Raw genomic sequence first — 21,378 nt, 5'->3', positions numbered from 1 at the left:
CCTGCCGCTCATGCCCATGGCCCTTGAGCAGCTCGACCTGCGCGGGTACGATCTGGTGATTAGCAGCGAGTCCGGGCCGGCGAAGGGGATCATCCCGCCCTCGAACTCCACCCATATCTGCTATTGCCACTCGCCGATGCGGTACGTCTGGAACATGTTCCACGATTACCGCGAGCGGACGGGGTTCCTGAACCGGCTGCTGATGCCGCCGGCCGCGCATTACATCCGGAACTGGGATGCCATCTCGGCGAGCCGCGTCCATGAATTCGTGGCGAATTCCGCCACCGTGGCGCGCCGGATCGAGACCTATTACCGGCGCAGCGCCACCGTCATCTATCCCCCGGTCGATACCGATGCGTTCGGCGCCGTTCCCGAGCACGAGATCGGCGATTACCATCTGATGGTCGGCGAGCTGGTGCGCTACAAGCGGCCGGAACTGGCCATCGAGGCGTTCAACCGCCTGCAGAAACCCCTGGTCGTGATCGGGGGCGGGGAAATGCTGCGGGAGTTGCGCGCCCTGGCCGGTCCGCATGTGACGATGCTCGGCCCCCAACCCTTCGCGGTGCTGAAACACCATTACGCCCGGTGTCAGGCGCTGATATTCCCCGGCGAGGAGGATTTCGGGATCGTGCCGGTGGAGGCCATGGCGAGCGGCCGGCCGGTGATCGCCTACGGGAAGGGCGGCGCCACGGAGACGGTGCAGGAGGGACTGACCGGGACGTTCTTCCACGAGCAATCGGTGGACGCGTTGATCGACGCGATCGAGCGGTGCAAGGCGATCGCGCCGAAGCCCGCCGACCTGATCAGCCGGGCCTCCGAGTTCAGTGTCGAGCGTTTCACCGGCGCGATGACGCAGTTCATCGACGGTGTCCTCAACCGTGAGGAGCACGGCCACCGTCCCGCGCTGGCCGGTGGACAGCTGGATCTGTTGCATTGAGTTTTAGCTGATCGACTTGTTTCAAACTTGAAAAGACCTTGGTTCGAAAGATTGATCTTGATGCCTGAGCCTATCGATACGGTCCATCCGATCATCCTGTGCGGCGGCACGGGGACGCGTCTGTGGCCGGCCTCGCGCGAGAGCATGCCCAAGCAATTCGCCCGCCTGGTCGATCCGCGGACCTCGACCTTCCAGGCGAGCCTCGAGCGCGTCGCGGAAGCGGGCGTGTTCGCCAAGCCCACCGTGATCGCCTCGGCCGAGGCCCGGTTCATCGTCGCCGAGCAATGCGGCCAGCTCGGGATCGCCGCCGACATCCTGCTCGAGCCGCAAGGGCGCGACAGCGCCGCCGCCGTGGCGGTGGCCGCGCTCCACGCCGCCGCGATCGATCCGCAGGCCGTGGTGCTGATCATGGCCGCCGACCACGTCGTGCCCGACACCCAGGCGTTCGTGGACGCCGTCAAGGCCGCCGCCGTGGGCGCGCGCGCCGGCTACACCATGACGCTGGGCATCGAGCCGACCCGCCCGGCCTCCGATTACGGCTATATCCGCCGCGGCGCCCCGATCCCCGAAGCCCCCGGCGCCGCCCGGGTGGAAAAATTCGTCGAGAAGCCGGACCGGGCCGGCGCCGAGGCGCTGATCGCCGACGGCGCCCTGTGGAACTCGGGCTACTTCCTGTTCCGCGCCGACCTGATGCTGGCCGAGCTCGAAGCCTTCGTGCCAGACGTCCTCGACGCCGCCAGGTCCGCGCTGGACGCTGCCGTGACCGACCTCGACTTCGTCCGGCTCGACGGCGCCGCCTTCGCCAAGGCGCCCAAGATCTCGATCGACTACGCGGTGATGGAGCGCACCGCCCGCGCTGGCGTGCTGCCGGTGTCGTTCCCGTGGTCGGATGTCGGCACCTGGGACGCGGTCTGGCAGGTGCTCGACCACGATGCCGAGGGCAACGCGGTGCGCGGCCGGGTGTCTCTGGTCGAGACGAAGAACAGCCTGGTGCACAGCCAGGGCGGCGGCCTGACCGCGGTGGTCGGGTTGGAGGACGTGGTCGTGGTCTCGACCCCCGACGCGGTGCTGGTGGCATCCAAGGCGCGCTCGGGCGAGGTCAAGCAGCTGGTCAACGCGCTGCGGGCCTCGGGCGAGCCGGAGGCGGACGCGCATCTGCGGATGTACCGGCCGTGGGGGTGGTACCAGCGGATCGACATCGGCGAGCGCTTCCAGGTGAAGCGGATCCAGGTGGTACCGGGCGGGCGCCTGTCCTTGCAGAAGCACTATCACCGGGCCGAGCACTGGGTGGTGGTGCGCGGCACCGCGGAGGTGACGGTGGACGACCGGGTGGTGCTCGTCCACGAGAACGAGGCGGTGTACCTGCCGATCGGCTCGATGCACCGGCTGAACAACCCGGGTAAGATCCCGCTGGAGCTGATCGAGGTCCAGGTCGGCTCCTACACCGGCGAGGACGACATCATCCGCGTTGAGGATATCTACGGACGTTGAGGCGCCCGAACGGCGCCTGCGACGCGATCGCTCCCGGCCGAGGCGGAACCTTGCGGCCTGCCGGGCGACTAACCCCTTGAGCGTGAACGCGCCGGCCCTCGTGGCCGGTCGCGGGGATCGCGGATGTGGGGAAGACCGATGAAGCACAAGCCGCTCAGCGAGCAGGTCGTGGTGATCACCGGCGCGTCGTCCGGCATCGGCCTCGCGACCGCCCGGATGGCGGCCGAGCGCGGGGCCCGGGTCGTGCTGGCCGCACGCAGCGGCGATACCCTGGCGCGGATCCAGGCCGAGATCGAAGGCGTCGGCGGCAAAGCGCTCCATGTCGTGGCCGATGTTGGCAACCGCGCCGACGTCCAGGCGGTCGCCGACCAGGCGATCGCGACGTTCGGAGGCTTCGACACCTGGGTCAATGTCGCGGGCGCCTCGATCTACGGGCGCCTGCGCGAGATCAGCGACGAAGACCATCATCGCCTGATCCAGACCAATCTCTGGGGCACGATCTACGGGTCGCTGGTCGCCGTCGAGCACCTGCACAAGCAGGGCGGCGCGCTGATCAATGTCGGCAGCATCGCCTCCGACCTCGCCTTTCCGTTCCAGGGCATGTACGCGGCCTCGAAGCACGCGGTGAAAGGCTTCACCGACGCCCTGCGCATGGAGCTGATGGTCGAGGATGCGCCGATCTCGGTGACGCTGGTCAAGCCGGCCTCGATCGACACGCCCCTGCCCCAGCGGGCCCGCAACTACATGGATCGCGAGCCGAGCCTGCCGCCGCCGATCTACCCGCCCGAGGAGGTCGCCAACGCGATCCTGCACGCGGCCGTGCACCCGCAGCGCGACATCTTCGTCGGCGGCGCCGGCAAGGCCTTCGTGGCCGGCAAGGAATTCGCCCCGGGCGCTTACGATTACATGGCCCCGGCGATCATCGCCATGCAGAAGCGCGGTATCCCGCCCCGCGACCCGACCGGAGCCCTGCATGCGCCGGTCTCCGCCGGCGCCACCCGCGGCGACCCGCCGGTCTACGTGATGCGCACCAGCGCCTACACCCGGGCGACCCTTCATCCGCTCGCGACCGCGGCCGGGCTGGTGGGCATCGGGACCGTGGCGGCCCTGGCGCTGCTCGGGACCGCTCCAGGCCGCAGGAAACGTCTGTAATTGCCCGTCGCTGCGCATTCCCTCCCGGGGCCGGCCCGGCCGACCTCCGGGGAGCAGGCTGATCCCCGCATCGTCCCGCGCCGGTTCGTCCAGCTGCCGGACGAGCGGACGATCGCCTATGCGCAGACGGGCTCCGGCCCCGATCTCGTGGCGATCCACGGCACGCTGATGTGCCTGGAGGATCAGTGGCTCGGGCCGGTGCCGGCTCTGGCCGAGCATTTCCGGGTCGTCGCCGTCGACCGCCCAGGCCACGGGTTCAGCCTGCGGCCGCGGGGGTGCGGGGCCGATATCTGGGATCAGGCCACGCAGATCCGGGAAGCGGTCCAGAAGCTCGGCCTGAACCGGCCGATCATCCTCGGCCACTCCTTCGGAGCGGCGATCGCCTTGGCCTACGGGATGCTCTACCCCGACGAGATCGCCGGGATCGTTTCCCTCGCACCGGTCTGCTTCCCGGAACTCCGCCTGGAGCACTTGCTGTTCGGACCGCGGGCTTTACCGCTCGGGGGCGATCTTCTGACCCGGATCCTGCACGCGTCGAGCGATCCGGCCCTGCTGCCGCTGCTCTGGAACGCGATGTTCCTGCCTCAGACGATGCCGCAGCAGTTCCGCCAGCACTTTCCGTTCGAACTTGCTGGCCGGGCCGCCCAGATCACCGCCGAGGGTGAGGATGCCGGCTGGCTCTGGCCGGCCCTGACCCGCAGCGCGCTGCGCTATCCGAGCCTCCGGGTGCCCACCCGGATCCTGTGCGGCGGCGCCGACATCGTGGTGAATTCCTACCTGCACGGCGTCGTCGCGGCCCGGTTGATCCCGGGGGCGAGTCTCGAGATGGTGCCGGGCGCCGGACACATGTTCCCGCATTCGCATCCCGAGGTCGTCGTGCGGGCGGCTCTTTCGCTCAAGCATTAAGTGTCCGAGCGCGGGCCGAGGAGCCAGCGTTCATCGATATCGGTAGCGTTGCGCGCAGCCAGCGGCTGCGTCTCGTCACCCTCGGCAAAGATCACGACGTCGCCGGGCCCGACATCGCGGGTCGCGTAGAAATCCCAGCGCCGGTGGATCACCCGCGGGCCGCCGAAGATCCGGTAGGCGTTCCAGTAGCGGTCGTCCCGGAAGCCGACGTAATGGACCGACGGTGCGGACGGCCCCTCACCCAAGCCAGAGGACCTTGCGCGCCTCGGCGAGCAGGACGGTGTGTTGCACGGCGGCCGGCCCCTCGTTCGGGATCGCGCTGCCCGCCTCGGCGATCAGCCGCCGGAATTTCTTGCGGTCGAGGCCGCGCCAGCTCTGGCTCGCGAGCACCGCCGCCAGCACGGTCTGGACCGCCTCCGTCCGGTAATGCGCCTCCGCCAGCGCGAGCCGGGTAACGTCGGCCTGGGACGGGCGGTCGACTGGGGCCGCCCTCTCGCGCGGCAGGCCGGACTCGGAGGCATCCTCGGGCATCAGGTTGATGTCCCAGCTGACATTCTCCCGAACGACCCGGGCCGGCGACCCATACGCCAACGCGTTGGCCGGGATCACGCCGCTGACGATCGACTGAGCCCCGACGATCGAGCCGTCGCCGATATGCGCGCCCTTGAACACGCTGACATTGCGGCCGAGCCAGACCCGGTGGCCGACATGGATCGGTCGAGACGGGTTGATCCGGCGGCCGGATTCGAGGTCGATGATCGAATGGGCGTCGCTCACCCAGAAATTGACGCCCTCCGAGATCAGGCAATTGTGCCCGATCGTGATCGGCTTCGTCTCGTGGACGAAGATCTGGCCTTCGTTGGCGAAGGCACTGTGATGTCCGATCAGCAGCTTCGAATGCGGGCATACGTAGATCTGCACCGAGGCCAGCCGCACCCCGTGCCCGATATGCACGGTAGAGCTGGGGCCGCAGGTAAGCGACATCCGCTCGAACGCGTTGGCCCCATCCCCGATCAGGACGTGACTGCCATCGCCGTTGATGGTGATCGTCCCATCCGAAGTGTCCAAAAAATCCTGCGCGATCTGGATCTTGTTATTGCCGTTGTTCAGCAGGCGCACAGGCACACGACATCTCCGGTGATAACTCTCGCCCCGGATATAGTGCCGGCGCGAAGCGGATCGACCGCGGCTGGTGAATCGTGTGGGAGACCGGGCCTCGGCCTGCCGGCACGTGTCGGCTCGGCGTGAGCCGGGGACGGAGCCGTGCCGGCCTCCTCAGCCCGGATCAAACCAAAGGCAGGGGCGTAAAAAGCAGATGATCTGCAGAGCGGGCTGCCCTTTCGAGGGTCCGGAACCAACCTCTATTGCCCTGGTGGGCGGTGAGGGACTCGAACCCCCGACCCTCTCCGTGTAAAGGAGACGCTCTACCAACTGAGCTAACCGCCCGGCGGCCGACCGTTACGGCATGGGGTCGGTGCGATGCAAGGGGGCGCCCTCGGGAGCGGCGAGGCGGCGCGCCAGTTCAGGCGCGAGGCCGGTGCTTTCGATCGGAACTGGGCGTGGTGGCGGCATGGGTGGCGCCCCCGTGGCGGCCAGGACGGCCCTTGTGCCGGCCTCGACCGAGCAGATCAGTGGACACCGAACCTGCGCGGCGATGCGTGGAGCGAGGCCAGCCAGGCCGGCCCCGCCGAGGATCACCGTTTCTGCGCCCGCCGCGTGGCTATCCCGACAGGCTTGGGCCAGGGCACCCAAGGCGCGATCCGGATCTGCGGCGATCTCGCCACCGCTCGGGGCGATCGTGGTGATCGCAGCGGGACGGTCGGCCAGCCCGATCGTGCCAATGAATTCCATCAGCATGGGGCCCCAGGCTGCACCGCCGGTGACGATCCCGAACCGCCCTGTGGCCGCGGCCTCGTGACACGCGGCCTCGGCCATCCCGATCACCGGGACCGGGGACAGCTCCCGCAGGGCGAACAGGCCCGGATCACCAAAGCACGCCAAGTAGACTGCATCGCACCCGTCCCCGTGCTCGGCCAGAGCGTCGAGAGCGGCGTGGGCCGCGATGGCTGCAGCGGCGCGGCTCGCGATGTAGCGGGCCCCGAAGCGGCCGGTCACCGCCCGTAACGCGGCCCGATCGCCGATCTGGCTACGAACATGACCGGCGACGAGGTCGGTCACCGCCTGGCTGGTGTTGGGGTTGATCAGCAGGATGCGCATGGCGGGCTCGTCCCACAAAAAAGCCCCCGGAGCGAACTCCGGGGGCTTGTCTCATCGGATCACGGAGCGGGTCAGTGGGCGATGAACGCCGCGCCGTCCTCCTCCGTCCGGGCGGGCTTGGCCACGGGCAGCGGCTCCTCCCACTCGATGGCGACCGGCGCACGCACCAGGGCCTTCTCCAACACCTGATCCATCCGGGAGACCGGGATGATCTCCAGCCCGTTCTTCACGCTGTCGGGCACCTCGGCGATGTCCTTGGCGTTCTCCTCGGGGATCAGCACGATCTTGATGCCGCCGCGAAGCGCGGCCAGCAGCTTCTCCTTCAGGCCACCGATCGGCAGAACCCGACCGCGCAGCGTGACCTCACCGGTCATCGCGATATCGCGGCGGACCGCGATGCCGGTCAGCGTTGAGACGATGGCGGTCGCCATGGCGATGCCGGCGGACGGGCCGTCCTTCGGGGTCGCCCCCTCCGGAACGTGGACGTGGATGTCACGACGCTCGAACAGCGGCGGCTCGATCCCGAAATCGATCGCCCGCGAGCGCACGTAGGATGCGGCCGCCGAGATCGACTCCTTCATCACGTCCTTCAGGTTGCCCGTGACAGTCATCTTGCCCTTGCCGGGCATCATGACACCCTCGATCGTCAGCAACTCGCCGCCGACCTCGGTCCAGGCCAGACCCGTGACCACTCCGACCTGATCGTCCGCGTCGATCTCGCCGTAGCGGAACTTCGGCGGGCCGAGGAAGACCGGAAGGGTCTCCACGTTCACCGCGACAGACTTGGTCTTGGTGATCAGGATCTCCTTCACCGCCTTGCGGATCAGGTTGGACAGTTCGCGCTCCAGGTTGCGAACGCCGGCTTCCCGCGTATAGCGGCGGACCAGCATCATCAGCCCGTCATCGTCGATCGACCACTCGTGCGTCCCGAGGCCGTGCTTCTTCAAGGCGTTCGGGATCAGATGCTTGCGCGCGATCTCGACCTTCTCTTCCTCGGTGTACCCGGCGATGCGGATCACCTCCATCCGGTCCATGAGCGGGCCGGGGATGTTGAGGGTGTTGGCCGTGGTCACGAACATCACGTTCGAGAGGTCGTAATCCACCTCAAGGTAGTGATCGTTGAAGGTGCTGTTCTGCTCAGGGTCGAGCACCTCGAGGAGTGCCGCGGACGGATCGCCGCGGAAATCCATGCCCATCTTGTCGATCTCGTCGAGCAGGATGAGCGGGTTCGAGGTCTTGGCCTTGCGCATCGACTGGACGATCTTGCCGGGCATCGAGCCGATATAGGTCCGGCGGTGACCGCGGATCTCGGCCTCGTCACGCACGCCGCCGAGGGACATGCGCACGAACTCGCGACCCGTCGCCTTGGCGATGGACTTGCCGAGCGAGGTCTTGCCGACGCCGGGGGGACCAACGAGGCACAGGATCGGGCCGGTGAGCTTGTTCGCCCGCTGCTGCACGGCGAGGTACTCGACGATCCGCTCCTTGACCTTGTCCAGGCCGAAATGGTCGTTGTCCAGCAGGACTTGGGCGCCGAGCAGATCCTTCTTGATCTTCGAGCGCTTGCCCCACGGGATGCCGAGCATCCAGTCTAAATAGTTGCGCACCACCGTCGCCTCGGCGGACATCGGCGACATCTGCCGGAGCTTCTTCAGCTCGGCGGTGGCCTTATCGCGGGCTTCCTTGGTGAACTTGGTCTTCTCGATCTTCTCCTCGAGCTCGGCCAACTCGTCACGGCCGTCCTCGGAGTCGCCCAGCTCCTTCTGGATCGCCTTCATCTGCTCGTTGAGGTAGTACTCGCGCTGGGTCTTCTCCATCTGCCGCTTGACGCGGGTCCGGATGCGCTTCTCCACCTGAAGCACGGAGATCTCGCTCTCCATCAGCGACAGCACGCGCTCGAGGCGCTGCGCCACCGTGGGCGTCTCGAGGATGCCCTGCTTGTCCGAGATCTTCACGAGCAGGTGCGAGCCGATCGTGTCGGCGAGCTTCGAAGGCTCGTCGATCTGGGTCACAGCCGACACGACCTCCGGGGAGATCTTCTTGTTCAGCTTGACGTAGTTCTCGAACTCCGAGAGCACCGAACGCGCGAGCGCCTCCGCCTCGACGCGGTCGCCGAGCTCGTCGTGCAGGGCTTCGGCAGTGGCCTCGTAATACTCATCGGAGCGGGTGAAGCCCGTCACTTTGGCGCGGCCGATACCCTCGACCAGAACCTTTACGGTGCCGTCGGGCAGCTTCAGCAGCTGCAGCACGGAGGCCAGTGTCCCGATCTTGTAGATGGCGTCGGTCGCCGGATCGTCGTCACCCGCATTGATCTGAGTGGCGAGCAGGATGTGGCGATCGGTGCGCACGGCCTCTTCGAGGGCGCGGATCGACTTCTCGCGGCCGACGAACAGGGGCACGATCATGTGCGGGAAGACGACGATGTCGCGCAGGGGCAGAACGGCATAGGAGCCCGTCGAACCCGGGACGACCGGCTGGCGCGATTTCGACTGTGTCATGGGAGACTTCCTCTCAGGGACGCCCGGCTTCGGTTCCCCCGGAAGATGGGGCGAACCGACTGCCAGGGGCCGACCGGGCCGCGAGGGTCGGGATGGTCGTGGACTTTGCGGCTGGCGACGCGGACCGTTCCTCGAAGGAGCGAGCGGCCACCGCGATGAGCCTGAGGTGGCTGCGGGGGGCAGCGTTTTCAAGATGTTCCCCGCAGCGCGCCCGGCCGGAGCCGGGCGTTTAACGCAACCCTACCAAGCGCTTACGCGCTCACGCTGGCGGGTGCTTCCTTGTTGCGGTCGCCGTGGATGTAGAGCGGGCGCGACTTGCCCTCGACCACCTCGGGACCGATCACGACCTGCTCCACGGATTCGAGACCCGGCAGATCGTACATCGTGTCGAGCAGGATCGTCTCCAGGATGGAGCGCAGGCCGCGGGCGCCGGTCTTGCGCTCGATCGCCTTGCGGGCGACGAGCGAGAGCGCATCGTCCTGGAACGTCAGGTCGACATTCTCCATCTCGAACAGCCGTTGGTACTGCTTCACCAGGGCGTTCTTCGGCTCCTGCAGGATCTTCTTCAGCGCCGCCTCATCGAGATCCTCGAGGGTCGCCAGGACCGGCAGACGGCCGACGAATTCGGGGATGAGGCCGAACTTCAGCAGATCCTCGGGCTCCACCGAGCGGAAGATCTCGCCGGTGCGGCGATCGTCGGGGGCCTGCACGCTGGCGCCGAAGCCGATCGAGGTCCCCTTGCCGCGCTGGGAGATGATCCGCTCAAGGCCCGCGAAGGCGCCGCCGCAGATGAACAGGATGTTGGTGGTGTCGACCTGCAGGAATTCCTGCTGCGGGTGCTTGCGGCCGCCCTGCGGCGGCACGGAGGCGACCGTGCCCTCCATGATCTTCAGGAGCGCCTGCTGCACGCCCTCACCCGACACGTCGCGGGTGATCGACGGGTTGTCGGACTTGCGCGAGATCTTGTCGATCTCGTCGATGTAGACGATGCCGCGCTGGGCGCGCTCGACGTTGTAGTCCGAGGCCTGGAGCAACTTCAGGATGATGTTTTCCACATCCTCGCCGACATAACCCGCCTCGGTCAGGGTCGTGGCGTCGGCCATGGTGAACGGCACGTCCAGGATGCGGGCCAGCGTCTGCGCGAGCAGCGTCTTGCCCGAGCCGGTTGGCCCGATCAGCATGATGTTGGACTTGGCCAACTCGACGTCGTTGTGCTTCGTCGCGTGCGCGAGCCGCTTGTAGTGATTGTGCACCGCGACCGAGAGGACCTTCTTGGCGAAGTCTTGGCCGATGACGTAATCGTCGAGGACGCGCCGGATCTCCTTCGGGGTCGGGACCCCGTCACGGCTCTTCACCAGCGAGGATTTCGACTCCTCGCGGATGATGTCCATGCACAGCTCGACGCACTCGTCGCAGATGAACACGGTCGGGCCGGCGATCAGCTTGCGGACCTCGTGCTGGCTCTTGCCGCAGAACGAGCAATACAGCGTGCTCTTGGAGTCGTTGCCGCCAGTCTTGCTCATATCGGTCTCCGATTCGTCGCGTACGCAGCCGGCTAAGGGCGCACGCGCATCGCTTCAACGTAAGGGGGCCCGTTTAAAGAAACAGTATGCTGCGCGCCTTTGACCGATGGGCCCTGTCATCGGATGCAAACACGCTGCCGCGGCGGGATCAAGGCCACGCCGCGGCGATCAGGCGACGCAACCGTCAGGCGGCTGCGGGCTCGGGACGCTTCTGGATGACCTCGTCGATGAGGCCGAACTCCTTGGCCGCATCCGCAGTCATGAAATTGTCGCGCTCCAGCGCATTCTCAATGGCCGCATAATCACGGCCGGTATGCTTCACGTAGATCTCGTTCAGGCGCCGCTTCAGCGCCTCGATCTCGCGGGCATGGATCAGGATGTCGGTGGCCTGGCCCTGAAAGCCGCCGGACGGCTGGTGGACCATGATCCGGGCATTCGGCAGGGCGAAGCGGTGGCCGGGCTCACCGGCGGTGAGCAGCAGGGAGCCCATCGAGGCCGCCTGGCCCACGCAGAGCGTGGTCACCGGGCAGCGGATGAACTGCATCGTGTCGTAAATCGACAGGCCCGAGGTCACGACGCCGCCGGGGGAATTGATATAGAAGGAAATTTCCTTCTTCGGATTCTCAGCCTCGAGGAACAGCAGCTGCGCCACGATCAGCGACGCACCGTAGTCCTCCACCGGACCGGTGAGGAAGATGATGCGTTCGCGCAGGAGGCGGGAGTAGATGTCGAAGGCGCGTTCGCCGCGGCTCGACTGCTCGACGACCATCGGCACGAGTGCGTTGTTATAGACGTCGATCGGATCTCTCATCTCGTCCTGCCCAGAGTGAGGCCCGGGGCTGCCGCGAATCAGGGCAGCCCGGGCATATCAGCGAACACCGGCGATGCTTAACCATCGCCTAACCCTATGCCCGCCGTCCTGGGACAGTGCGGGGCTCAGTCGGCCTTTGCCTCGGTTTTGGCCTCGGCCTTATCTGCCGGCTTCTCGCCGGTCGTGTCGTTGTCATCCTCATCGGCGAAAAGCGTCTCTTTCGAGACCGGCTCCTCAACGAGTTTGACCTGACCGAGGACGTGGTCAACCACCTTCTCCTCGAACAGCGGCGCCCGAAGCTCGGCGAGCGCCTGCGGGTTCTTGCGGTAGAAGTCCCACACCTGCTGCTCCTGGCCCGGGAACTGCCGGACCCGGGCAATGAGGGCCTGGTTCACCTCCTCGTCGGAAACCTTGATATCGGCGCTCTCACCGACCTGCGCAAGCACGAGACCGAGACGGACGCGACGCTCCGCGATCTTCCGGTAGTCGGCCTGGGCCTTCTCCTCGGTGGTGTCCTCGTCCTCGAACGTTTTGCCGCGGGCCTTGAGGTCCTGCTCCACCTGCGCCCAGACGCTGGCGAATTCCTGCGCGACGAGGGTCGGCGGCAGCTCGAAGGCGTACTTGCCGTCCAGCGCGTCCAGGAGCTCCTTCTTGAGCTTGCGGCGCGACGCCGCCTCGAAATCGCCGCCGATCGCCTTGGCAATCGCTTCGCGCAGCTTCTCGAGGGATTCCATGCCGAGCGACTTGGCGAACTCGTCGTCGATCTTGGCCTCGCCCGGGGCCTGGATCTTGGTGACGGTCACGTCGAACTCGGCATCCTTTCCGGCGAGGTGCTCGGCGCCGTAGGCCTCCGGGAAGGTCGCCTTCACGACGCGCTTGTCGCCGACCTTGGCGCCGACCAGCTGCTCCTCGAAGCCCGGGATGAACGAGCCAGAGCCGAGTTCCAGGTCGATCCCCTCGCCCTTGCCGCCCTGGAATTCCTCGCCGTCGATGCGGCCGACGAAATCGATGGTGACGCGGTCGCCGTTCTGGGCCTCGGCGCCCTCCTCCCGCTCGGTGAACGGACGGCTCTGGCCGGCCATGCGCTGCAGGGCTTCGTCGACCTCGGATTCGTCGGGCTTGGCGACGAGCTTCTTGAGGCTGACATCGGAGAGGTCGGCCAGCTCGAAGCTCGGCATCACCTCGAGGGCGACCTTGAAGGCCAGGTCGGCCTTGGCGTCGAGCGCCTTCTCGACCTCGGCCTGGTCGGTCGGGAACTCGACCTGCGGCTCCAGCGCCAGCTTGAGGCCGTTATCGGCCACGATCTTGCGGTTGGCCTCGTTGACCGCGTTCTGCACCACCTCGGCCATGACCGAGCGACCATAGACCTTGCGCAGATGCGCGACCGGGACCTTGCCGGGGCGGAAGCCCTTCAGCTGGACCTTGTCCTTCATACCGGAGAGCTCGGTCGTCAGGCGCTCCTCGAGTTCCTGGGCGGCCAGCAGCACCTGAAACTCGCGCTTCAGACCCTGGGCGTTGATCTCGGTCACCTGCATCGTCGTCGTCGCTCTTCAAAAAACCTTGTGGTCGCCGGCCGGGCCGGCGTCGTGCGGCTTGGTCGCGCGGTCCGGGAAACGACGGTGTCGGATACGGGGATGAGACGGCCCCGAGCGGGGCCGCGCCATCTCGAAGCGTCCTGGTGCGGGCGGAGGGGCTCGAACCCCCACGTCTTGCGACACTGGAACCTAAATCCAGCGCGTCTACCAGTTCCGCCACGCCCGCGCGTGCCGACACCCGGCGCGTCGCCGGCCGCCGGAAGCGCGCCCTATAGCATGGGCCGCACGGCTCGCAGCAAAAAACTTAACCTCCCGTGCCGGCGGTGGCGCGGGCCCGGGCACGCGGCTATCTACCCAGGCCAGCTGCGAGCCGCCGTCGAGACCCCATGACCTCATTCCGCCCCGTGCCGCCCACCGATCCGCGCGGCGGAACGCCGTCGCGCCGGACCCTGCTCGTCACGGCGGCCGCGTTCGGGCTGCTGCCGGAGGCGGTGCAGGCGCAGGCGACCACGCCCGAGAAACCCGCGACGCCGGGTTTGGCACCGGCCGAGGCTGCGCCCCCCAGCCTGCCGGCCGCCCCCGGCAAGGCCCGGCTGCGGCCCGAGCCCGCGGCCGAGACGCCAATCTGGTGCTTCGACGGCAAGACCGTGCCGCCGCTGGTGCGGATCAAGCTTGGCCAGCCGGTCCGGCTCAAGATCGAGAACCGCACCGACAAGCCGCTGTCGCTGCACTGGCACGGGGTCCGCAACATCAACGCGATGGACGGGGTGGGCGGCGTGACCCAGGCGCCGATCCAGCCGGGCGCCGACTTCTTGTACCAGTTCACGCCCCCGGATGCCGGGACCTACCTGATCCGCCCCCTCGTGGTCGGCGGGTCGAGCGAGCCGTCCGGCCGGGGACTGGCCGGCATGCTGATCGTCGAGGAGTCGAACCCGCCGCTGGTCGATGCCGATGTCGGGTTGGTAATGCAGGATTGGCGGCTCGAGGACGATGCCGGCCTGATGCCGTTCGGGCAGCCGCTCTTCGCCGCCACGAACGGGCGCCTCGGTAATCTCGTGACGGTCAACGGCAAGGCGGTGCCGGACACGTTCGAGGCGCGCCCGGGCGCGCGGGTTCGCCTGCGCCTCGGCAATGCCTGCAACGCCCGCGGCACGCGGCTCCGGTTCGAGGGCGTGAAAGTCTATGTCGCGGCCGTGGACGGCCAGCCCACCGACACGTTCGAGCCCCTGCGCGCGACGCTGCCGTTCCCCCCGGGCACCCGGTACGACCTGATGGTCGATTTGCCCGAGCAGGAGGGCGCCACCTGCTCGATCATCGCTCTGGTCGGCCAGGGCCTGACGCTGGCCACCGTCACCACGAAGGGCGCCAAGATCACCGAGAAGCGGCCGCCCATCGGGCCGATCGGCGAGAACAAGCGCCTGCCCGCCGAGATCAAGCTTCAGAACGCGTTGCGGCGCGACGTGGTGATTACCGGCGGCGCCTTCGTGCCCAAGGCGGCCAAGGAGGCCGCAAAGGACGCATCGAAGGACAAGCCGGTCCCGGAGCCGGTCTACACGGGCGATCCCCAGAAGATCTGGTCGGTGAACGGCACCAGCGCGAGCACCGGCCTGCAGCCGATCTTCACGGTGAAGCGTGGGCAGGTGGTGGTGCTGGCCCTGCGCAACGAGACCGCCTTCCCGCAGGCTCTGCACCTGCACGGCCATTGCTTCCGCCTGCTCCACCCCCTGGACGACGGCTGGGAGCCCTACTGGCTCGACACGTTCCAGCTTCTGGAAGGCCGCACCGCCCGCATCGGCTTTCTGGCCGACAATCCGGGGCGCTGGCTGATCAGCGCCACGGTGCTGGAGCGGTTCGACACCGGCCTGTGGACGATGTTCGAGGTTACCTGAGTCCGGCTTCGACGAGGCTCCCGAGCGCGGCGGGCATCAGCTCCGGGATGTCCTCGGCGATCAGGCCTGGCCCATGGCGGAGCCCGGCATCGCCGTGGAGCCAGACACCGGCCGCCGCAGCCTCGAAGGGCAGCATGCCCTGGGCCAGCAGCCCGGCGATCAGCCCGCCCAGAACGTCGCCCGAGCCTGCGGTGCCGAGATAGGGGCTGCCGTGATCGTTGATCGCGGCGCGCCCGTCGGGGCTGGCGATCACGGTGTCGGATCCCTTCAGGACCACGACGGCGCCGATGAGCGCAGCGGCGGCGCGGGTGCGGGCGACCTTGTCGGCCCCCTCGGCGGTGGCTTCCGTCCCTTTGAACAGCCGTGCGAACTCGCCCTCATGCGGCGTGAGCACCGCCTGCGCGTCGCCATCCGCGAGATGGGCGGCGAGCAGCGGCGCTTGGCCCGAAAAGCTCGTCAGCGCATCAGCATCGAGGACGAGACTGCGGCCGGCGGCGGCAGCCACCGCGACGCGCTCACGGGTCGGCTCGCCGGTGCCGAGGCCCGGGCCGGCCAGCACGACGTTGAGGCGCTCGTCGGTGAGCAGGTCGTCGAGGTCGTCGGCCGTCTCGCAGGGGCGCAGCATGATCGCGGTAAGCTGGGCGGCGTTCTCGGCCAGCGCCGCCTGGGGCGAGGCCAGCGTGACCAGCCCGGCCCCGACCCGCAGGGCACCGCGGGCGGCGAGCCGGGCCGCGCCGGTCTTGGTGGCCGGCCCCGAAAGGATCAGGGCGTGGCCCCGTGTATATTTGTGGCTCTCCCCGGTGAGCCGGGGAAAGGCTTTCGCCCACAGATCCGGCCCGTTCCGGTAGATCGGTGGCGTCGCGGCACCAAGACCGACCTCCAAGGCCGCCGCACCCGTCCCGATATCGGCCAGATGGCGATGGCCGCACAGGCCCCGGCCGGGCTGGAGCAGGTGCCCCGGCTTGAACGCCACGAAGGTCACGGTCTCCACGGCCCGGATCGCGACGCCGCGCACGGCGCCGGTATCGCCGTCGACGCCGCTCGGCACATCGACGGCGAGCACCGGACGGCCGCCGGCATTCACGGCCTCCACCAGGGCGCGGGCCGCCCCGTCGAGATCGCGCGACAGGCCGGCGCCGAACAGGGCATCGATCACGAGGTCACATGGGGGCAGCGCATCGGCGGCCGGGTGCACCGGACCGGTCCAGGCCTCGGCCGCGAGGGCGGCGTCGCCGGTCAGCGCCGCGCGCGCGCCGAGCAGGAACAAGTCGATCGCATAGCCGCGCTCGGCCAGCAGCCGCGCCGCCACGAACCCGTCGCCGCCATTGTTGCCGGGTCCGCACAGGACCACCACCCGCCCGCCCGCCGGCAGCCGCCCAGCGGCGCGCTCGGCGACCGCGGCCCCGGCCGCCTGCATCAGCCGAATGCCCGGTATCCCTCCCGCGATCGCCGTCGCATCGACCTGCCGCATCGCCGCGACCGTCAGCACCCGCATGCTCATCTCCACGTCTGCCCGTGCACCGAACACCAGTGATTAAAAATGCGCCACAAATTCATCGAAAGCCCGAAGGATGTGCGTAGCCTGCGCGCCGAATGGGCACTAACGTGGCGCCCGTCGCGAAAACGGCGTGGCGGAGGCTTCACGACGATGTTAGAAATATCCGGCAGCGCAGCGCAGGCCCGAGCGGCATGAAGAAGATCGAAGCGATCATCAAGCCTTTCAAGCTCGACGAGGTGAAGGAGGCGCTCCAGGAGGTCGGCCTCCAGGGCATCACCGTCATCGAAGCGAAGGGCTTTGGCCGTCAGAAGGGCCATACCGAGCTCTATCGCGGCGCCGAATACGTGGTCGACTTCCTGCCCAAGGTGAAGCTCGAGATCGTCCTGTCGGACGCGCTGGTCGAGGGCGCCGTCGAGGCGATCCGCAAGTCGGCCCAGACCGGCCGCATCGGCGACGGCAAGATCTTCGTCTCGACGATCGAAGAAGCGATCCGCATCCGCACTGGCGAGACCGGCACCGACGCGATCTGACGGCTGATCGGCGCGGCTTTACGCCGGCGGGTCTTGTGCGCTGATCCCGGAAGCGGCCAGCATTCCGACGTTACGCGCTGGCGTTTTCCCGCTCCGTCACCGTCCTGCCTAAGAATTCACGCTGCACGAATGTCCGGCATCGACGTGCCAGGGCATGGAGTGTTGCGCCGGCAACCCCACATCCTCTGGAACGGACGGCCGATCGGCCGCCTCGAATCCATTCAGGAGGACCATGTGATGGCCGGAACCGACGGGCGTGACACCGCCAAGATTTATGAATTGTCGGCGTTCCGGCGCGCCCGACCGGCCCCGCGGGTGGCGGAGAAGGCCAAGCCCGCGCCGATGCCGAGCTTCGGCGGCGCCTGGTACCACGAGGCCGCGATCCGCGACGACGAGCGCCCGCGCCGGACCTGAAGATGGCGAAGCCGGGCGCGCGGGCCCGGCTCCGGAACGTTTCATCGGAAGCCCGGGGCTCCCGTTCCGCCTTAGGCGGCGACAGCGGCCTCGGTCGGCACCGAAGAGATCGTCTTCAGCACCTGCGAGGCGATCTGGTAGGGGTCGCCTTGCGAGTTCGGGCGGCGATCCTCCAGATAGCCCTTGTAGTTGTTGTTCACGAAGGAGTGGGGCACGCGGATCGAGGCGCCGCGGTCAGCCACGCCGTACGAGAATTCGTGGATCGAGGCGGTCTCGTGCTTGCCGGTCAGCCGCATGTGGTTGTCCGGGCCGTAGACGGCGATGTGGTCCTCGCGGGCGTTCTTGAACGCCTCCATGAGCTTCTCGAAATAGGCCTTGCCGCCATGCTCACGCATGAACGAGGTCGAGAAGTTGCAGTGCATGCCCGAGCCGTTCCAGTCGGTGTCGCCGAGCGGCTTGCAATGGTACTCGACGTCGATGCCGTATTTCTCGCACAGGCGCTGCAGGAGGTAGCGGGCCATCCACATCTCGTCGGCGGCCTTCTTGGAGCCCTTGCCGAAGATCTGGAATTCCCACTGGCCCTTGGCCACCTCGGCGTTGATGCCCTCGTGGTTGATGCCGGCGTCGAGGCAGAGGTCGAGATGCTCCTCGACGATCTTGCGGGCGACGTCGCCGACATTCGAATAGCCGACGCCGGTGTAGTACGGGCCCTGCGGGGCCGGGAAGCCGCTGGCCGGGAAGCCGAGCGGGCGGCCGTCCTTGTACAGGAAGTACTCCTGCTCGAAGCCGAACCAGGCGCCAGCGTCATCCAGGATGGTGGCACGCTTGTTGGACTCGTGCGGGGTCTTGCCGTCCGGCATCATCACTTCGCACAGGACCAGGACGCCGTTCTTTCGGGCCGGGTCGGGGAAGTGGCGCACGGGCTTGAGCATGCAGTCGGAGCTGCCGCCCTCGGCCTGCTTCGTGGACGAGCCGTCGAAGCCCCACATCGGGAGCTGGTCGAGGGTCGGGAAGCTGTCGAATTCCTTGATCTGCGTCTTGCCGCGCAGATTCGGGACCGGCGTGTACCCGTCGAGCCATATATACTCGAGCTTATATTTCGTCATTCCGGTTCTCTCGTCCGTTGTCGATGCGCGACCTGGTCAAATCCCGGGCGACGCGAACGGCTTGCCGCCGCCTCGACGGCCGCTGCCGCCTTTGCATGGAGCATGCCAGAACCCGCGTCGCCGGACCCCGGATGGGGCCAATTCCCTCTGACCGCCGTTCACGCTATCGAGAGCGCGCAGCCCGCATGGGCCAAACCTCTCGCTCCGTGAGCGATTCCCCGTCTGCCCGGGTGGCAAGGCGGCCCCGCGACGGATATCAAGCGGCGCGGCCGGTGCGGCCCGACCCAAGGTGGACGCCCCGCGCGAGAATCCCCGACGCCTTTCCTGGAGGATGCCCACGATGACGACTGCGGCCGAGGTTCTGAAGACCATCCGGGACAACGACGTACGCTACGTGGACTTCCGGTTCACAGACCCCCGCGGCAAGTGGCAGCACGTGACGTTCGACGTGTCGCTCATCGACGACGAGATCTTCGCCGAAGGCACGATGTTCGACGGCTCCTCGATCGCCGGCTGGAAGGCGATCAACGAGTCCGACATGCTGCTGATGCCGGATCCGTCCACCGCCTGCCTGGACCCGTTCTTCTCGGCCTCGACCCTGTCGATCGTCTGCGACGTGCTCGAGCCCGCCACCGGCGAGCCCTATTCGCGCGATCCCCGCGGCACCGCCAAGCGCGCCGAGGCCTATCTGCAGCAGACCGGGATCGGCGACACGATCTATGTCGGCCCCGAGGCCGAGTTCTTCGTGTTCGACGACGTGAAGTTCGCGGCCGACCCGTACCGGACCGGCTTCGAGCTCGACTCGAACGAGCTGCCGACCAACGGCTTCACCGATTACGAGGGCGGCAATCTCGGCCACCGGGTCCAGACCAAGGGCGGCTACTTCCCGGTCCCCCCGCAGGATTCGGCTCAGGACATGCGCGGCGAGATGCTGGCCGCGATGCAGTCCATGGGCGTGAAGGTCGAGAAGCACCACCACGAGGTAGCCAGCGCCCAGCACGAACTCGGCATGAAGTTCGACGTGCTGACCAAGCTCGCCGACCACATGCAGATCTACAAGTACTGCATCCACAACGTCGCCCAGAGCTACGGCAAGTCGGCGACCTTCATGCCCAAGCCCGTCTACGGCGATAACGGCTCGGGCATGCACGTCCACCAGTCGATCTGGAAGGACGGCAAGCCGGTCTTCGCCGGCGACAAGTATGCCGGCCTCAGCCAGGAATGCCTCTGGTACATCGGCGGCATCATCCGCCACGCCAAGGCGCTCAACGCCTTCACCAACCCGTCGACCAATTCCTACAAGCGGCTGGTGCCGGGCTACGAGGCGCCGGTGCTGCTCGCCTACTCGGCGCGCAACCGCTCGGCCTCCTGCCGGATCCCGTGGACCAAGAGCCCGAACGCCAAGCGCGTCGAGGTCCGCTTCCCCGACCCGATGGCGAACCCCTACCTGGCCTTCTCGGCCCTGCTGATGGCCGGCCTCGACGGCATCCGCAACAAGATCGATCCGGGCCCGGCCATGGACAAGGACCTCTACGAGCTGCCGCCCCGGGAGCTGAAGAAGATCCCGACCGTGTGCGGCTCGCTCCGCGAGGCGCTCACCAGCCTCGACAAGGACCGGACCTTCCTCAAGGAAGGCGGCGTGTTCACGGACGACCAGATCGACTCGTTCATCGAGCTGAAGATGACCGAGGTGCTGCGTTACGAGATGACCCCGCACCCGATCGAGTTCGTGCAGTACTACTCGCTGTGATGTGAGAGGGGGCCGGGCGTGACGCCCGGCCCTCGACTGTGAGAAGAGGTGGAAGCGTCCTTCGCCAACTTGAGCGCCAGCTATAGAACAAAACAAGAACATTCTCGACGCATAAGATTATGAGCCTAAGAATGACCCGCTCGCGAGTGGGGTGATTCATAGTCACGAAAGAGATCGTCGTCGCCCGGTCGCGGTGGCAGTTGGCAGCTCTCAGCGTTGAGGTGAAGCTGCTTCGGCTCTGCCTCATCCTTCGCGCCTACAATCCCGGCCAACCGCGGGTGCCGGCCGGCCAATCGGACGGCGGTCAATGGACGAGTGCCGACGGTTCAGTTCGGCCTGAGAACGACGACACAGCACGCATATATAATGTCAGCGACAAAGATAGATACAATATGATGTAGTTTTAGAAGAAGAAGAGGTAAAATTGGGGGGCATACAATTGAGGCACACGTCGGAAAGACCGACGAAGAGATGATGGAACGCGTACGGAAGAGCCAATGGGGAAACCTGTTGGCCCATGGCGGACTGCAACGCGACGGCTCGTTTGACTCCCGATAATCAGCTAACGACCTCGTTAATCGAACGTTGGAAATCAACGCGCAGCGCGTTGATGAAGTGGCATCTGGGGAGAAAGATCGCGCGTACTTTACCACTCGTTTCGAATATCGAACTGGCCGCGAGGCATACATTACCAAAGATGGCGTGATGTACATGAGAAATACGTATGGCGTAGCCATATACATAGTCCGCGATCGACGGTCGTCGCGAGTTTATCACGTACAATCAGCGTTTTCTTACAATGAAGGAGATTGATATGGCTACACATCCAGAGTTCGACGAATTGACCGAACGTTTCTTCAAGATGTCGATCTCATTTTTAGCACGGAATCGGAACTTTTGCAATTTGTCATAGAACCGTTTTCGCAAGAGCGCCGTTTATCTTTGCGTGACTATCTATCTCGTGTCACAAGCGACGATTTCGACGGCAAGGAATTATTAGATATGTGGAACGACTCGAAAGCGCATTGGTTGTTCCATTCTGCACCTTCACTAAGATTGTTGCTGAATAAGATCTGTGATCGACTATGATTTATAGATGGTCTGGAAATGATCGAAATATT

The 21,378-nt window shown here is 66.7% G+C and carries 17 protein-coding genes and 2 tRNA genes; 8 read left to right on the top strand and 11 right to left on the bottom strand.

The window, feature by feature from the left end; all coding sequences use genetic code 11:
- The 4 genes from AKJ13_RS16820 to AKJ13_RS16805 all read left to right on the top strand — a co-directional run.
- Window positions 1-937, top strand: a 937-nt coding sequence (locus AKJ13_RS16820) for a glycosyltransferase (RefSeq protein ID WP_050734388.1), incomplete at its 5' end; no start/stop codon positions are given.
- A 60-nt stretch (window positions 938-997) separates the two neighbouring features.
- Window positions 998-2,428, top strand: coding sequence for a mannose-1-phosphate guanylyltransferase/mannose-6-phosphate isomerase (locus tag AKJ13_RS16815; RefSeq protein ID WP_050734377.1), 1,431 nt, complete (start codon window positions 998-1,000; stop codon window positions 2,426-2,428).
- A 138-nt stretch (window positions 2,429-2,566) separates the two neighbouring features.
- A complete protein-coding gene (locus tag AKJ13_RS16810) occupies window positions 2,567-3,580 on the top strand; it encodes an SDR family oxidoreductase (RefSeq protein ID WP_050734376.1) in 1,014 nt (337 codons plus the stop codon).
- Window positions 3,581-4,486, top strand: a complete 906-nt coding sequence (locus AKJ13_RS16805) for an alpha/beta hydrolase (protein ID WP_050734375.1) — start codon at window positions 3,581-3,583, stop codon at window positions 4,484-4,486.
- Here AKJ13_RS16805 and AKJ13_RS16800 read toward each other — a convergent pair.
- From AKJ13_RS16800 to AKJ13_RS16760, 9 genes are all read right to left on the bottom strand, one after another.
- Entirely contained in the window at window positions 4,483-4,731 is a 249-nt protein-coding gene (locus AKJ13_RS16800) for a hypothetical protein (protein WP_050734374.1), read from the bottom strand. The genes AKJ13_RS16805 and AKJ13_RS16800 overlap by 4 nt on opposite strands.
- Complete coding sequence (locus AKJ13_RS16795) at window positions 4,724-5,611, bottom strand: acyltransferase (protein ID WP_144426281.1); 888 nt, start codon at window positions 5,609-5,611, stop codon at window positions 4,724-4,726. The genes AKJ13_RS16800 and AKJ13_RS16795 overlap by 8 nt, the downstream gene beginning before the upstream one ends.
- A 245-nt stretch (window positions 5,612-5,856) precedes the next feature.
- Window positions 5,857-5,932: transfer RNA gene (locus AKJ13_RS16790), tRNA-Val, on the bottom strand.
- 12 nt (window positions 5,933-5,944) lie between these two features.
- Entirely contained in the window at window positions 5,945-6,703 is a 759-nt protein-coding gene (locus tag AKJ13_RS16785; protein ID WP_050734372.1) for an aspartate/glutamate racemase family protein, read from the bottom strand.
- Window positions 6,704-6,774: 71 nt separating this feature from the next.
- A complete protein-coding gene (gene lon / locus AKJ13_RS16780) occupies window positions 6,775-9,201 on the bottom strand; it encodes an endopeptidase La (protein WP_007567159.1) in 2,427 nt (808 codons plus the stop codon).
- Window positions 9,202-9,452: 251 nt separating this feature from the next.
- The gene (clpX, locus tag AKJ13_RS16775) at window positions 9,453-10,724 is read right to left on the bottom strand and encodes an ATP-dependent Clp protease ATP-binding subunit ClpX (protein WP_007567156.1); all 1,272 of its coding nucleotides are present in this window, start codon (window positions 10,722-10,724) and stop codon (window positions 9,453-9,455) included.
- A 184-nt stretch (window positions 10,725-10,908) separates the two neighbouring features.
- Window positions 10,909-11,535, bottom strand: a complete 627-nt coding sequence (locus tag AKJ13_RS16770; protein ID WP_007567155.1) for an ATP-dependent Clp protease proteolytic subunit — start codon at window positions 11,533-11,535, stop codon at window positions 10,909-10,911.
- Between the two features lie 125 nt (window positions 11,536-11,660).
- Window positions 11,661-13,070 (bottom strand): trigger factor, encoded by a 1,410-nt coding sequence (tig, locus tag AKJ13_RS16765; RefSeq protein ID WP_050734371.1) that lies wholly within the window; start codon window positions 13,068-13,070, stop codon window positions 11,661-11,663.
- Window positions 13,071-13,211: 141 nt separating this feature from the next.
- Window positions 13,212-13,296, bottom strand: a tRNA-Leu gene (locus tag AKJ13_RS16760).
- A 160-nt stretch (window positions 13,297-13,456) separates the two neighbouring features.
- Here AKJ13_RS16760 and AKJ13_RS16755 point away from each other — a divergent pair.
- On the top strand, window positions 13,457-14,959 hold the full coding sequence (locus tag AKJ13_RS16755; protein WP_050734370.1) for a multicopper oxidase family protein: 1,503 nt from the start codon (window positions 13,457-13,459) through the stop codon (window positions 14,957-14,959).
- Here the strand turns inward: AKJ13_RS16755 and AKJ13_RS16750 are convergent.
- Window positions 14,952-16,454 (bottom strand): NAD(P)H-hydrate dehydratase, encoded by a 1,503-nt coding sequence (locus tag AKJ13_RS16750; protein ID WP_200905650.1) that lies wholly within the window; start codon window positions 16,452-16,454, stop codon window positions 14,952-14,954. The genes AKJ13_RS16755 and AKJ13_RS16750 overlap by 8 nt on opposite strands.
- 194 nt (window positions 16,455-16,648) lie before the next feature.
- On the opposite strand from AKJ13_RS16750, the gene AKJ13_RS16745 reads away from it, so the two are divergent.
- Both AKJ13_RS16745 and AKJ13_RS16740 read left to right on the top strand, forming a co-directional pair.
- Entirely contained in the window at window positions 16,649-16,987 is a 339-nt protein-coding gene (locus AKJ13_RS16745; RefSeq protein WP_003600526.1) for a P-II family nitrogen regulator, read from the top strand.
- Between the two features lie 237 nt (window positions 16,988-17,224).
- Complete coding sequence (locus AKJ13_RS16740; RefSeq protein ID WP_064774639.1) at window positions 17,225-17,401, top strand: DUF2735 domain-containing protein; 177 nt, start codon at window positions 17,225-17,227, stop codon at window positions 17,399-17,401.
- Window positions 17,402-17,472: 71 nt separating this feature from the next.
- Here AKJ13_RS16740 and AKJ13_RS16735 read toward each other — a convergent pair whose 3' ends face one another.
- Entirely contained in the window at window positions 17,473-18,507 is a 1,035-nt protein-coding gene (locus tag AKJ13_RS16735; protein WP_050734368.1) for a glutamine synthetase beta-grasp domain-containing protein, read from the bottom strand.
- Between the two features lie 340 nt (window positions 18,508-18,847).
- Between AKJ13_RS16735 and glnA the strand changes: the two genes are divergently transcribed.
- Window positions 18,848-20,257 carry a type I glutamate--ammonia ligase gene (gene glnA, locus AKJ13_RS16730; RefSeq protein WP_007567139.1) on the top strand — a complete coding sequence of 470 codons (1,410 nt, stop codon included), beginning with the start codon at window positions 18,848-18,850 and terminating at the stop codon, window positions 20,255-20,257.
- Window positions 20,258-21,378: the final 1,121 nt, after the last annotated feature.

The sequence above is a fragment of the Methylobacterium sp. ARG-1 genome, from assembly GCF_001262595.1.
Taxonomy (GTDB): Bacteria; Pseudomonadota; Alphaproteobacteria; order Rhizobiales; family Beijerinckiaceae; genus Methylobacterium; species Methylobacterium brachiatum.
This window is presented reverse-complemented; position numbering and strand designations above follow the sequence as displayed.